This window comes from Bradyrhizobium sp. OAE829 (assembly GCF_040546575.1).
Classification (GTDB): Bacteria; Pseudomonadota; Alphaproteobacteria; order Rhizobiales; family Xanthobacteraceae; genus Bradyrhizobium.
Map to the genome: position 1 here is coordinate 6,826,973 of NZ_JBEPOE010000001.1, position 13,502 is coordinate 6,840,474.

Annotated in this window: 13 protein-coding genes; 6 read left to right on the forward strand and 7 right to left on the reverse strand. The window is 63.6% G+C overall.

Features of this window, described 5'->3' with window-relative positions:
* Window positions 1–104: 104 nt before the first annotated feature.
* Genes ABIE49_RS32770 through ABIE49_RS32780 form a run of 3 tightly spaced genes read left to right on the forward strand, consistent with a single transcriptional unit; the run spans window position 105 to window position 4,005 of the window.
* Window positions 105–1,820, forward strand: coding sequence for an ABC transporter permease (locus tag ABIE49_RS32770; RefSeq protein ID WP_354067111.1), 1,716 nt, complete (start codon window positions 105–107; stop codon window positions 1,818–1,820).
* 21 nt (window positions 1,821–1,841) lie between these two features.
* Entirely contained in the window at window positions 1,842–2,873 is a 1,032-nt protein-coding gene (locus ABIE49_RS32775; RefSeq protein ID WP_354067112.1) for an ABC transporter substrate-binding protein, read from the forward strand.
* Between the two features lie 28 nt (window positions 2,874–2,901).
* Complete coding sequence (locus ABIE49_RS32780) at window positions 2,902–4,005, forward strand: ABC transporter ATP-binding protein (protein WP_192734850.1); 1,104 nt, start codon at window positions 2,902–2,904, stop codon at window positions 4,003–4,005.
* 38 nt (window positions 4,006–4,043) lie between these two features.
* On the opposite strand, the gene ABIE49_RS32785 is transcribed toward ABIE49_RS32780, so the two are convergent.
* The 6 genes from ABIE49_RS32785 to ABIE49_RS32810 form a co-directional block, all read right to left on the reverse strand.
* Window positions 4,044–4,832 (reverse strand): ABC transporter ATP-binding protein, encoded by a 789-nt coding sequence (locus ABIE49_RS32785; protein WP_192734849.1) that lies wholly within the window; start codon window positions 4,830–4,832, stop codon window positions 4,044–4,046.
* Window positions 4,820–5,875 (reverse strand): dihydrodipicolinate synthase family protein, encoded by a 1,056-nt coding sequence (locus ABIE49_RS32790; protein WP_192734848.1) that lies wholly within the window; start codon window positions 5,873–5,875, stop codon window positions 4,820–4,822. The genes ABIE49_RS32785 and ABIE49_RS32790 overlap by 13 nt, the downstream gene beginning before the upstream one ends.
* Before the next feature lie 8 nt (window positions 5,876–5,883).
* Window positions 5,884–6,708 (reverse strand): GNAT family N-acetyltransferase, encoded by an 825-nt coding sequence (locus ABIE49_RS32795; protein ID WP_192734847.1) that lies wholly within the window; start codon window positions 6,706–6,708, stop codon window positions 5,884–5,886.
* On the reverse strand, window positions 6,695–7,732 hold the full coding sequence (locus ABIE49_RS32800) for an NAD-dependent epimerase/dehydratase family protein (RefSeq protein ID WP_192734846.1): 1,038 nt from the start codon (window positions 7,730–7,732) through the stop codon (window positions 6,695–6,697). Before ABIE49_RS32800 ends, ABIE49_RS32795 begins: the two co-directional genes overlap by 14 nt.
* A gap of 15 nt (window positions 7,733–7,747) precedes the next feature.
* Window positions 7,748–8,518, reverse strand: a complete 771-nt coding sequence (locus tag ABIE49_RS32805; RefSeq protein WP_192734845.1) for an ABC transporter permease — start codon at window positions 8,516–8,518, stop codon at window positions 7,748–7,750.
* Between the two features lie 209 nt (window positions 8,519–8,727).
* A complete protein-coding gene (locus tag ABIE49_RS32810; protein ID WP_192734844.1) occupies window positions 8,728–9,375 on the reverse strand; it encodes a TetR/AcrR family transcriptional regulator in 648 nt (215 codons plus the stop codon).
* Between the two features lie 109 nt (window positions 9,376–9,484).
* On the opposite strand from ABIE49_RS32810, the gene ABIE49_RS32815 reads away from it, so the two are divergent.
* Window positions 9,485–10,489: an ABC transporter substrate-binding protein gene (locus tag ABIE49_RS32815; RefSeq protein WP_192734843.1), complete on the forward strand. Its 1,005-nt coding sequence runs from the start codon at window positions 9,485–9,487 to the stop codon at window positions 10,487–10,489.
* A gap of 139 nt (window positions 10,490–10,628) precedes the next feature.
* On the opposite strand, the gene ABIE49_RS32820 is transcribed toward ABIE49_RS32815, so the two are convergent.
* Window positions 10,629–11,102, reverse strand: coding sequence for a MarR family winged helix-turn-helix transcriptional regulator (locus ABIE49_RS32820; protein ID WP_192734842.1), 474 nt, complete (start codon window positions 11,100–11,102; stop codon window positions 10,629–10,631).
* 53 nt (window positions 11,103–11,155) lie between these two features.
* Here ABIE49_RS32820 and ABIE49_RS32825 point away from each other — a divergent pair, with 53 nt between their 5' ends.
* Both ABIE49_RS32825 and ABIE49_RS32830 read left to right on the forward strand, forming a co-directional pair.
* Complete coding sequence (locus ABIE49_RS32825) at window positions 11,156–11,584, forward strand: anthrone oxygenase family protein (protein ID WP_192735220.1); 429 nt, start codon at window positions 11,156–11,158, stop codon at window positions 11,582–11,584.
* Between the two features lie 92 nt (window positions 11,585–11,676).
* Window positions 11,677–13,497: a flavin-containing monooxygenase gene (locus tag ABIE49_RS32830; protein ID WP_192734841.1), complete on the forward strand. Its 1,821-nt coding sequence runs from the start codon at window positions 11,677–11,679 to the stop codon at window positions 13,495–13,497.
* Window positions 13,498–13,502 lie beyond the last annotated feature (5 nt).

Below are 13,502 nucleotides of genomic sequence, written 5' to 3' on the forward strand. Positions count from 1 at the left end.
TGCGGGCGCAAGATCCGAAAACGGACGGTCGCAGGCCAAGGGGAAGCGCTTTGGACGGACAGGCGAGCCGGCGCGGCGAAGCGATGCGTAGCGCGAGTGAGGGGATGCGTCGGCGCGTGTGGGCCAACCTGTGGGTTGTGCTCCTGCTGGTTATTCTCGGCTTTCTCGTCATCTATCCGATCCTGATGCTGCTGCTGGGGGCGCTCACCGACACCAACCCGGTGGTCGAGGGCATCAGCCTGCGTCATCTTTCGATCGCGAATTTTCTGGTGGTGCTGGCGAATCCCAATGTCGGGGAGGCGCTGGTCAACACGTTGATCGCCTGCGGCGGCGGCACCGCGATCGCGGTCGTGATCGGGCTGCTGTTTTCCTGGATCGTGGTACGCACCAACACGCCGTTCAAGGGCTTTATCGCTGCCGCCAGCATCCTGCCATTGTTTGCGCCGCCGCTGGTCGCGGGCGTGGCATGGGCGATCCTCGGCTCACCCAAGACCGGCCTGATCAACACCATGTTCAAATGGATCGGGCTCGACTGGCGCGTTGATTTCTATTCGCTGTGGGGCCTGGTGTTTGTGTTCGGCATCTATTACGCGCCGTATGTGTACATGTTCACTTCCTCGGCGCTGCGCAACATGGACCCGAGCCTGGAAGAGGCCGCCGAAATCTCCGGCGCCAGCGCTTTCGCGACATTGTTCTCGGTGACGTTCCCGCTGATCATGCCGGCGATCATTTCTGGCATGCTGCTGTCGTTTATCGTGATGCTCGGCATCTACGGCATTCCGGCGGTGCTGGGGTCGTCGACCAATCTGGCGCTATTGACGACTTACATCTTCAAGCTCACCAACTGGTCTCCGCCGCTCTACAACACGGCTGCCGCGGTTGCGATCATCCTGATGGTGGTGACCGGCGCGCTGGTGTTCCTGCAGAACAGGGTGCTCAGCGGCCGCAGCTACACGACGGTGGCCGGCAAGGCGTTCCGCCCGCGCAGCCTCGATCTCGGGCGCTGGCGCTGGTTCACGTTCGCCATCGGTATCGTCTATCTCCTGATCGTGGTGGTGTTGCCGCTGCTCGCGTTGATCGTGGCGGCGTTCCGCAAGTTCATGTTCATCCGCGACGTCGCCAGCCTGTTCGACATGCGCCAATACTCGATGGTGCATTTCAACAGCATCTTCGACAATCCGCTGACGCTGCGGTCGATCTACAATGCGGTCGAGGTCGGCGTGATCACGGCGGTTGTCGGCGGCGCGCTGGCGTTTGCGATCGGCTACACCATTCACCGCACACAGGTCACTGGGCGGCGCTGGATCGACCTGATCTCGACCGTGCCGGTCGCGATTCCCGGCCTCGTGGTCGGCGTCGCTTATTTATGGGCCTGGATCGGGATTCCCGGCGGCCTCTACGGCACGATCTGGATCCTGGCGCTGGCGTTCATCGCGCGCTTCATGCCCGACACCGTCAAGGCGTTGTCGACCTCGTTCATGCAGATCCATCGTGAGCTCGAGGAGGCCGCCTGGGTCTGCGGCAAGGGCATGTTCGCCACCATCCGGACCATCGTGCTGCCGCTGGCGCGGCCGGGCGTGATCGCATCGATGACGCTGTTGTTCGTGCTGGCGATCCGCGAACTCGGCTCGTCGCTGTTTCTCTACACCAGCAACACCATGGTGATGTCGGTGCTGCTGCTCGACTATTACGAAGGCGGAAATCTCGGCAAGACCGCCGCATTCAGCCTGGTGCAGACGGTTCTGCTCGGCGTTCTCATCGGCGGCGCCAACTGGCTGTCGCGCGAGGCGACGCAGAGCGGCGTTGCCCGCACCGGATAAAAAACTTGAGGGAGGATTGTTATGAATAGAGGGATCTTCACCAAAATAGCGCTGGCTGGCGTCGCCGGTCTCGGCATCCTGTGGGGCGCACCATCGCAGGCGCAGGAGTTCGGTTCGCCCGAACTGATCGCTGCGGCGAAGAAGGAGGGGAAACTGGTGTTCTACACGGCGAATTTCGCCGAGGTCGAGCAGCAGGTGATCAAGGAGTTTCAGAAACGCTTCCCCGAGATCAAAGTCGAGATGGTGCGCGCGCCGGGCGGCCAGCTCATTACCCGCGTCAAGACCGAGGCCGCTGCCGGCAAGCTGATCGCCGACGTGGTCGATCATTCCGATCGCGCGCTGATGCAGCCGCTGGCCGACCTGTTCCAGGACTACGCGCCGCCGAATGCTGCGGATTACAACCCGGATTCGCTGATTTCTCCCAAACTATGGCCGCGCGTGACCCTGGTGTGGTCGATCGCCTACAACACTGAGATCGTCAAGAATCCACCGAAGTCGTGGATGGATCTGACCAAGAAGGAATACGACAAGCAGACCGGGCAGGTGTTCGCCCGCTCCGGCGGCACCACCTGGACCCGCGTGATGTTCGAGCGCCAGGTGCTGGGTGAGGATTATTGGGCCAAGCAGGCGGCGACCCGCCCGATCCTTTATCCGTCGGGCGCGCCGATGTCGGACTCGCTGGTGCGCGGCGAAGTCGCGATGGGTCCGCTGCTCTATAATGCGATCTATCCGAAGCAAAAGGACGGCGCGCCGATCAAGATTTTCTTCCCGCCCGAAGGCGCCCCGGTCAATCCCTACGCCACGGGAATTCCCAAGACCGCCGCCAATCCCAATGCCGCAAAGCTGTTCCTGAACTGGTGCCTGTCGAAGGAGGGGCAAACTTTCATGATCAAGGAACTCGGCAATCTGACCTCGCTCAAGGTGGCGCCGGTCTACCCCGAAGGTTTCGATCCCAAGGTGGTCAAGGTCTGGTTCCCCAAGTTCGACGAATACGTCAAGCTGCACGAGCCATGGGTGGCGGAATGGGACAAGACCTACGGTCACCGGCAGTGAGCGATCTACGCATGACGCAGGCTTCTTCATGACGGCGACTCTCGAGGTAACCGACCTGCGCAAGCAGTTTGCGGTCGGTCGCCCGGCGATCGACGGTGTCAGCTTCGCCGTGCCGGCCGGCGAGATCGTGGTGCTGCTCGGTCCGTCCGGTTGCGGCAAGACCACGACGCTGCGATGCGTGGCGGGGTTGGAACATCCAACCGACGGCGAAATCAGTATCGCCGGCCGGATCGTGTCGGCGCCCGCTAGCGGCATCCTTGTGCCGCCGCGCCTGCGCGAACTCGGCATGGTGTTTCAGTCCTATGCGGTGTGGCCGCATATGACGGTGCGGCAGAACGTGGTCTATCCGCTCAAGCATCGCAAAATCTCGCGCGCCGACGCCCGCCGCAAGGTCGATGAAGCGCTCGAGCTGGTCGGCCTGTCGGAATACGCCGAGCGCCCGGTGGTGGCGCTGTCCGGCGGCCAGATGCAGCGCGTCGCTTTGGCGCGCAGCATCGTCTACCGGCCGCAATTGCTGCTGCTCGACGAGCCGCTGTCGAACCTCGACGCCAAGCTGCGGCTACGTTTGCGCGACGATCTGCGCGTGATCCTCAAGCAGACCGGCATGACGGCGCTCTATGTCACCCATGATCAGGCCGAAGCCGTGGTGCTCGGTGACCGCATCGGCGTGATGCGCGACGGCAAATTGCTGCAGATGGATACGCCGGACGCGATCTATAACCGGCCGGCGGATCTGTTCGTCGCCAATTTCACCGGCGCCACCAACGAGCTTCCGGGCACGCTGGTGTCGCGCAACGGCGAATTTGGCACGGTCGATTTCGGCGACGGACGGCGCGGCGAGGTGGCGTTGCTGCATTCGCTGGGACCGGATGAGAAGGTGCGTATCGCGCTGCGGCCGGAGAACATCACCATCGGCCAGCACAACGGCGCCAATACTTTTCCCGCCCGCGTGCTCGACCGCCGCTACCAGGGCACGCAAACCGCCTACGGCATCGAACTGTTTGGCCGCCGGCTGGAGGTGGTCGAGCTCGGCACCGCCGCCCGGCATCAGGTCGGCACCGAGACCCCGGTGTCGCTGCCGCGCGAAAGCTGCTGGGCCTATCGCGACACCGGGCCGGTGTCGTATGAGTAACGGCCCGTCATTGCGACCCGTTGGCTCGCAATGACGGCTTAGCCGCTCGGTCCCATCCCCAAACTCCCGTAAATCCGGCGCGCATAGGCGCCGAACTCGTCCGTGGTCTTGATCGGCAGATCGCGTGGAAACGGCAGCTCGATCGGAAAGTACTCCGCCATTCGTGCCGGGCCTGCGGTGAGCACCGCGCAATGCGAGGCGAGGAACACGGCTTCCTGGATGCTGTGGGTGACGAAGATGATCGTCTTGCCGCTCTCGCGCCAGATCCGCAGCATTTCCAGGTTCATCTGTTCGCGGGTCAGGGCGTCCAGCGCGCCGAATGGCTCGTCCATCAGGATCAGTTTGGGATCGTGGATGAAGGCGCGTGCGATCGCGGTGCGCTGCTGCATGCCGCCGGACAATTGCTGCGGATATTTGTCCTCGTAGCCGGCGAGGCCCACGAGACTGAGCAGGTCGCGGGCTCGGGCGCGCGCGGCCTTCATCGGCAGGCCGACGATTTCGGCCGGCAGCAGCACGTTGTCGAGAATGGTCCGCCATTTCAGCAGCAAGGCCTGCTGGAACACCATGCCGATGTCGCGCGCGGGATCGAACGGGGTTTTGGTATTGCCGATCTTGATGGTGCCGCCGTCGGCCTCGTGCAGCCCGGCCAGAATTTTCAGCACCGTGGTCTTGCCGCAGCCGGATGGGCCGACCAGGGAGACCAGCTCGCCCTCGCTGACGTCCATGGTGACGTCGGAGACGGCCAGAAACTCCGTGCCTTTCGAGCGGTAGACCTTGCGGACGTTGCGCAGGCTGATGAAGGGCTCTTCCGCCGTCATGCCAGCCATTTCTGCAAATGGTCGGCGACGAAGGCGTCGTCGGAGAGATCGGCGTGCTCGCGGCAGACGCGGTCGATCTCCTGCATCTGGCCGGGGCTCAAACCCTCGGCCGGATCGAGGCACCACAGGCCCTGCATCAACCCCTGCCGACGCAGGATTTCGTGGCAGCCGGCGATGCAGCCGTGGAAATTATTGGCGACGTCAAAGAACGCGCTGTTGCAATCGGTGACGCGGGCGTCGAGTGCCAACAGGTCCGCGGGCACGGCGTCCTTGCCGCGCGCGGCCTTGCACATTTCGAACTGCTTGATCGCGGCCGCCGTCCACACCGACCAGTGGCCGAGCAGCCCGCCCTTGAAATAGGTGCGGGTGGTAACGCCCTTGTCGCGCAGGTCGAACGGTAGCATCAGATCGAGCAGGATATGGTCGTCATTGCCGGTATAGAGCGCGACGCGGTCGAGCGCACCGGCGGCGGCGACGCCCCGGAGTACGTCGAGGGTGCGGTAGCGGTTGAATGGCGCGATCTTGATCGCGATGACATTGTCGATCGCTGCAAACCGCCGCCAGAAGTTTGCGCTGAGAATGACGCCGCCGACCGCGGGCTGCAGGTAGAATCCGACCAGCGGAATCTCGCGCGCCACGGCCTCGCAATGCGCAATGATCTCGTCTTCGGAGGCCGACTTCATCGCGGCAAGGCTGAGCAGGCCGGCGTGGTAGCCGATGCCGAGCGCAATCTGCGCCTCCGCAGTCGCCTGCTGTGTCGGGCCCGCGAGGCCGGCGACCATCGCGAGCGGCCGCCTGGTCCAGTCGGCCGCGGTCTGCGCCGCCAGTTCCAGCACGGGCTTGTAGAGTCCGACATCGCGGATCGCGAACTGCGTGGTATGGACGCCGACCGCAAGGCCGCCGGCGCCGGCATCGATATAGTAGCGCGACAGCGCGCGCTGGTGCCTGGTGTCGAGCGTGCGGTTGGCATCGAGCGCCAGCGGATGCGCGGGGATCACCGTGCCGTCGGCGATCAGTTTTCGTACCTCGGATTTGATTTCGCTGTGGTGCATGAAGATCCCTATCCAAATTCCGGGCCGGCGACCGCGAACGGCAGTTCCCCGGCCAGCATGGTGGCGCGGCCGAACCGCATGCGCTGGAACGGCCGCTCGATGGTCCAGCCGGTGTCGGTGAGGCCACGCAGGAAATCTTCCTGCGAATGCACGGCGTCAAGCAGCCACGGGCCTTGCTCGGACCGCACGATGGCGTCGACCAGGGTCAGCGCGCTGTCGCGGGTCTCGGCAAATACAGGGCCGATATGACGGGCAGTGCGGCCGTCACGGACCAGGGCAATGGCGTTGCCCGATGATACCATGCGGGAGCCGGCGCGGCCGCCGAACTCGGTCAGCAGAGCGCCGCGGTCAAACCCCATGGCGCTGACATCGCGCGCGATGAAATCGGCGAGGCTGCAGGTCGATAGTGATTGCGCGGCGCTGACGCCTTTCGGGGCTTCCAGCCGCAGCCGCCGCAATTGCAGCGTCGGTGTGAAGCCGAGCGGGCCATAGACGTTGGCTCCGTCAGGCGTCGCGTCGAGCCAGGTGGTGAGGCCGCGCTTTGTCGCTGTCTTGAGGCAGGCGTCGACCAGCCGGGTCGCGACACCGCGGCGGCGCCAGCTCGCGGTCACCAGCACCATGCTGATCCAGGCGTTGCCGGCGGAGTAGGGCAATAGCGCCGCGGTCGCGACCAGTTGCTTGCCGTCACGCACCCCGAACACGATTCCCGTGCTCAGGAAAAACCGCCAGTCGGCCTCGTTCTGGTTCCAGTGCGCCTCCGTCGACAACAGAAATCCGGCCGGCGCATCGCCGACGCCGAGTTCGATGAGCTCTACGTGCTCAGTACCGGCCATCGCGCACCTCATATTTGGTGGGCTTACCGAGGCTCGGCATCGACCGCGACACCCAGTCGGCGGTCCAGCGGATCAACTGATCGGTATCGACAACAGGCAGGCCAAACAAACTTACGGCTTGCGACGTGTTGGTCAGCCACGCCGTCGGCTCTTCCTTGCCGGTGATGACGGGCGCAATTCCAAACCGTTGGCCGAATTTCGCGGCGAGATCGCGCACCGCGAGAATTTCATGGCCACTGACATTGATCGGCGAGGTCGGCGTGTCGCAATGCGCGAGGCAGCGCAGCGCCTGCGACGACGCATCGCCCTGCCAGATGAAATTGACATGGCCGAGGCTGACGTCGATCGGCTTGCCCTGCAGCACCTTGCTAGCGATGTCGTGCAGCACGCCGTAGCGCATGTCGATCGCGTAGTTGAGCCGGAACAGCCGGCCGGGCGTCGAATGCTTGCGCGAGAAATATTCGAACATGCGCTCGCGCCCGACGCAGGATTGCGCGTATTCACCGGGCGGATTGGGCGCGAGTTCTTCATCGGCGCCTTTGCCGCTCACAGGCACAAAGGGATAGACGCAGCCGGTCGAGAACGCCACGATCCGCGAGCCGGCAAAGGCCTGAGCCACCAGTGCCGGGACGTGCGAATTCATCGCCCAGGTCAGCGACAAATCGCCCTCGGCGCCGAATTTGCGGCCGGCCATGAAGATGATGTTTTGAACTTTTGGCAGCGCCTTGATGGCGGTCTCGTCGAGCAGGTCGCAATTGATCGTTTCGACGCCGCGGGCCTGCAGCCAGTCCTTGACACCAGGATCGCTGAAGCGTGCGACGCCGATCACCCGCCGGTCAGGTGCGGCGGCCTTGGCAAGCCCCGCCAGCGTCGGCCCCATCTTGCCGGCCACGCCCAAAACCATGATGTCGCCGTCGACCTTGCGCAGGTCGTCGATCAGCGCCTGGCTCGGGCGGCACAGCAGTTCGTCGAGGGCGGCGATATCGGGGATCGTCTCCGGCAAATGGTCGCGTGTCAGCAGCATGCCTGTTCCCTTGTCCTATTGCAGCCTGATGTCACGGACCACGAACAGCCGCTCGAGGCCGAGCACCAGGCCGTACAGCACCACGCCGAGCAGGGTCAGAAGAATGACGGCCATCACCATCGCCGGTGTATCGAGCGAGGCCTGCACCTGAATCATGAGATAGCCGAGCCCGCGCTCGGAGGCGATGAATTCGCCGACGATGGCGCCCGCGACCGCCAGGATGGCGCCGACCTTCATGCCTGAAAATACGTAAGGCAGCGCGCCCGGCAACTGGATCTTCCGGAACAGCGTCCAGCGCGAGCCGCGCAGCGATTTCACGAGATCCAGCAGGTCGGACTCGACCTCGCTCAGCCCGCGCGCGGTGGTGAGCAGGATCGGGAAGAAACAGATCGAAAACGCGATCAGGATGTTCGGAAAGATGCCGTAGGAGAACCAGACGATGAACAGCGGTCCCAGCGCCACCTTCGGGATCATGTTCAGCGTCACGAACAGCGGCAGCAGCAACAGGCTGATCAGCGGCGACCAGGTGAACATGACAGCCAGCATGACGCCGACCAGCGCGCCGAGGCAGAAGCCGCCGAGGATTTCGGCCCCCGTCACCCAGAGGTTGGAGAGCCAGGCATACTTGGCCGACGTCAGGGTCGAGAGCGCGGCCAGCGGCGAGGGCAGGATGAATTTCGGCACCTGAAAGGCGTCGACCAGCACCTGCCAGAGCACGATCACGGCAAGATGCGCGATCAGGATGATCGCCACCGTCCTCGCCGATCGCCCTGCATCGCCAGACACCGCGTACTCCTTGTTGAGGCGTCCGGTTCCCGGACACGCGGGCAGTCTATCGTGGGTCGTCCTAGGTTTCAACCAGTTGGTTGATTAGACCGCACCGTAGGGTGGGCAAAGGCGCGCTTACGCCGTGCCCACCGCGTAACACTCGGCTCGCGATGGTGGGCACGCTTCGCTTTGCCCACCCTACGGATCCGATCACAATGAGCGAGCCCTCACGGCCGCAGCGACTGCATCACCAGGTCGACCACGTGCTTGCGACGGGCACGCCTCGCCGTTGGGCTCGACAGGTCCTTGCCGAAGATCGCCGACAGGGTCGGGGTGTTCGAGAAGTAGAAATAACTCAGCCCCGCGATCGAAATGTAGAGATGCACCGCGTTGATCCCCTTGCGGAACACGCCGGCCCGGACGCCCTCACTGAGAATGGTGGAAACCATGCTGACCAGCGGCGAGTGCATCGCCTCCAGCTTGCGTGACCCGCGCACATGGCGGGCGCCGCCGCGATTTTCGTCGTTCAGCAGCACGATAAAGTCGGGATGGGCGGCGAGGTGGTCGAAGGAGGCCTCGATCAGTCGCTTGATGGCCTGCTGCGGCGGCAGGCCTTCGAGGTTGAGCTTGCGTTCCTGGGCGCGGATTTCCTCATAGACCCACTCCAGCACCGCCAGATAGAGCGCGTCCTTGTCGCCGAAGTAATGGTAGACCAGCTGCTTGTTGACGCCCGCGCGCGCCGCGATCTCGTCGACCCGGGCCCCGGCGAGGCCACTATCGGCAAATTCACGGCGTGCCGCCGTCAGAAGCTTCTCCCGCGTCGCCGCCGGATCGCGCCGCTTGGGCCCGGTGCTATCAGCTCGTCTTATAGGCATTTCCAACCAAACAGTTGACAATTCGTCTCGTCCTTGTTGCATTGGTAACGTCGCGGGCGTGCAACGACAAGGCCGGGATATTACCAGTCTGCAAACCAGGAGAGATGCCATGAAGGGCTTGAAGATTGCGTCACTGGCGCTTGCGCTTGCGGTCCAGGCGGCTCCCTCTCATGCCGGCGAGGCCGTCAACCTGATCCTGAACTGGGCGCCGACCGCGGACCATTCGCCGTTCTACTACGCCAAGGCGCAGGGCTGGTACGAGAAAGCCGGCATCGATCTCACCATCGAGACCGGCAAGGGTTCCGGCGTGTCGTCGCTGAAGGTCGGCTCCGGTGGGTCGCCGTTCGGCATCGCCGATCTCGCGACCATGCTGGTGGCGCGGAGCAAGGGCGCCGATGTCGTGGCGCTGATGAGCATCTACGCCAACACCGGGCAGACGTTCTATTGGCTGAAGAGCTATGGCGTGAACAGCGCCAAGGACTTTCCGGGCCACAAGATCGGCAACCCGCCCGGCGACGCGTCGCGGGTGATGTGGCCGGCGTTCGCCAAGGCCGCCGGCATCGCGCCCGATGCGGTCAGTTTCGTCAATGTCGGGCCGACCGCGAAGATCGCGGCGCTGAAGAGCCATACGGTCGATATCATCAGCGACTTCTATAACGAACACGATCTCAAGGTGATCGAGTTCGGTGCCGACCTCGGCTACGTCAATTGGAAGGACATCGGGCTCAACCCGTACGGCAACTCGCTGATCGTCAACGGCGCCTATCTGGAAAAGAATCCAAGGATCGCCGACGCCTTCGTCAAGGTCAGCCAGAAGGCGTTTGCCGCCTGCGTCGCCGACGTCTCGCCCTGCCTGAAGGCGCTGCTCGATGCCGCGTCGGGGCTCGACAAGGAGAACCAGGAACGCCAGTGGGAGCGCATCAAGTTCCTGATGACGGATGACTTCACCACCACCAAGGCGCTGGGCTGGATCGACGCCGAGCGGATGAAGAAGGACTATGAACTGGTGCAGACCTATCTCGGCATGGAGAAGCCGTTCGAGGTCGGCACCGCGTTCTCGACCAAGATGCTCGATACGAGTATCAAGATGGATGCGAGCAAGGTGAAGAAGTAAGAGGCGGTTTCCTCGTAATGTCCGGGCTTGACCCGGCCATCCACGTCTTGCTTGCTTCGATACTGGAAAGAAAGACGTGGATGCCCGGGACAAGCCCCGGGCATGACGGAGAGCGCGGCTGAGTGTTTATCCGCCCTCGCTAGCCAGTATCCTCACTCAACCCTGCTTCCAGCCTCTCGCATAGTTCCGCAACCACCCTCTGCGTGGTCGCAAGATCCTTCAGGCTGACGCCTTCGGCGAGCGCATTAACCCACGGCACCTGAAGTTTTGTCGCAGCCTCAAACGCCTCTTTCCCCCGCTTGGTCAGCACGACCAGATGCGCGCGGCGGTGATGCGGGTTGGGCTGCAGCTCGAGCAGGCCCTCATCCCGCATTTCGTTGACGATGCGCTGAACACCCTGACGGTTGAGGCCCATGTTGCGCGCCAGCCACGCCACGGGCTGCGGCCGCTCGGCCAGCGCAATGGCGCCCAGCACCTGCCAGCGCGCGCTGGTGAGCTCGAGACCGGCGACCAGCCGGTCGCCGGCCAGCAGCAGCCGACCGTTGAGCCGGAATATGGCAAGGATCAGCCCGGTCAGGGCCTGTCCGGCTGGCGTATGTGGCTTGCTTCTCATTGGCAATGAGTATACGAAATGACAATATATTGTCAATATGGGAGTGCGTGATGATGCTGATCGGACAACTGGCCACCGTCGTCGCCGCCGCCTTCGCCGGCGCGGCCTTCTTCATCAATTTCGCTGAACAGCCGGCGCGTCTGCTGCTCGATGACAGGAGCCTGCTGACGCAATGGAAACCCAGCTATGCGCGCGGCTTTGCGATGCAGGCGAGCTGCGCGGTGATATCGGGAATTTTGGGATTGATCGCGGCGTGGCAGACCGGCGATTGGCGCTGGACCGTCGGTGCCATTCTTATGCTGGCCAACTGGCCCTACACGTTGTTCGGCATCATGCCGACGAACCGCAGGCTGAACGCCATCGCCGCCGCCGATGCCGGCCCGGAGTCGCGCCGTCTGATCGTGCATTGGGGAGGGCTGCACGCCGTGCGAACCGCGCTCGGGGTCGCCGCGACCGCAGCCTATCTCTGGGCGCAGCACTGACGCCTTTTTCGCCCGGTTGATCTTTTCGCCGTGCGGACGCTTACTGCGTGTCGGCTACGGGAATATCGGCAGCAGATCAGAGGCAATTTCGGATGACGGTCACGGCAGAACCGCAAAACCTGCGCAGCCGCGCTTTCGACAAGGAGCAGCTGCGGGCGAAGTATATGGAGGAGCGCAACAAGCGGCTCCGTCCCGACGGCAATGACCAGTACATCGAGGTCAAGGGACAGCTCGCGCATTATCTGGACGATCCCTACACGCCCGTCACCCCGCGCGATCCCAGGACCGACCACGTCACCTTCGCTTTCATCGGCGGCGGCTTTGCGGGCCTTGCCACCGCCGCGCGGCTGACGGAAGCCGGAGTCAAAGACGTCCGCATCATCGAGAAGGGCGGCGATTTCGGCGGCACTTGGTACTGGAACCGCTATCCCGGCGCGCAATGCGATACGGCCTCGATGGTCTATATGCCCCTGCTCGAAGAGACCGGGCACATGCCATCAGAGAAATACGCGCACGCGCCGGAAATTCTCGCGCATTGCCGGCGCATCGGAAAGCAGTACGGCCTCTATGACAACGCGTTGTTCCATACAGAGGTCACCGATCTGAAATGGGATGAAGCGCACTCGCGCTGGATCGTCACCACCAACCGCGGCGATGCCTTCACGGCGCAGTTCGTCGGCATGGGTACGGGGCCGCTGCACGTGCCGAAACTTCCGGGCATTTCGGGCATCGAGGCCTTCAAGGGACATTCGTTCCACACCAGCCGCTGGGATTACGATTACACCGGCGGCGATCCCTCGGGCGCGCGCATGGACAAACTTGCCGACAAGCGCGTCGGCATCATCGGTACCGGGGCGACGTCCGTGCAGTGCGTGCCGCATCTGGTCCGCGCCGCCAAAGAACTCTACGTGTTCCAGCGCACGCCGTCCTCCGTCGACGTCCGTGCCAACGCGCCGATCGATCCCAAATGGTTTTCGGGGATTGCGTCGCCCGGCTGGCAGCAGCGCTGGCTGGAAAACTTCACGGCCAACCAGGCCGGCGGCAACGCCGAGGAAGATCTGGTCCAGGATGGCTGGACCGACCTGTCGCGGCGGATCCGGGCCAAGATCATGCAGCTGCCGCGCGAGGAGCGGGTTCCGGCCAAGATGTTGGCCGCGTTTGAGGACTCCGACTTCGAGAAGATGGAGGAGATCCGATCGAGGATCGACGCCATCGTCGGCGACCGCGAGACCGCGGCAAAGCTCAAGGCCTGGTACCGCCAGCTCTGCAAGCGGCCATGCTTCCACGATTCCTATCTGCAGGCGTTCAACACGCCGGGCACGCACCTGGTCGATACCGACGGCAAGGGCGTGGATGAAATCACCGAGAAGGGTGTCGTCGTCGCGGGCAGGGAATACCAGCTCGATTGCATCATCTACGCGTCGGGTTTCGAGGTCGGCACCGAATACAAGCGGCGATCCGGCTTCGACATGGCGGGCCGGAGCGGGGTCAAGCTGTCGGAGCATTGGGCCGGGGGGATGCGATCCAAGCACGGGATTCACGTCCACGGTTTTCCGAACGCCTTCTTCGTGCAGCCGACGCAGGGCGCAAACCTGATCTCCAACGTGCCGCATAATTTGACCGAAGCCGCAAAGACTATCGCCGTCATGGTCAGGCACGCACAGCAAAACGGCTTTAGGCAGATCGAAGTCACCAGAGAGGCCGAGGACAAATGGGTCGAGCTGCTGTTGACCGGCGCCGGGCGGATGATCGGCGCGCCGGACTGCACCCCCGGCTATTACAACAATGAGGGGCGCGAACCCGGCCCGGCGGCCAAGCTGAATGTCGGCCATCCCGCAGGCCCGCTGGCCTATTTCAAATATATCGACACGTGGCGCAGCAATGGTGACTTCGAAGGGTTGGAGTTCCGCTGAGGCTG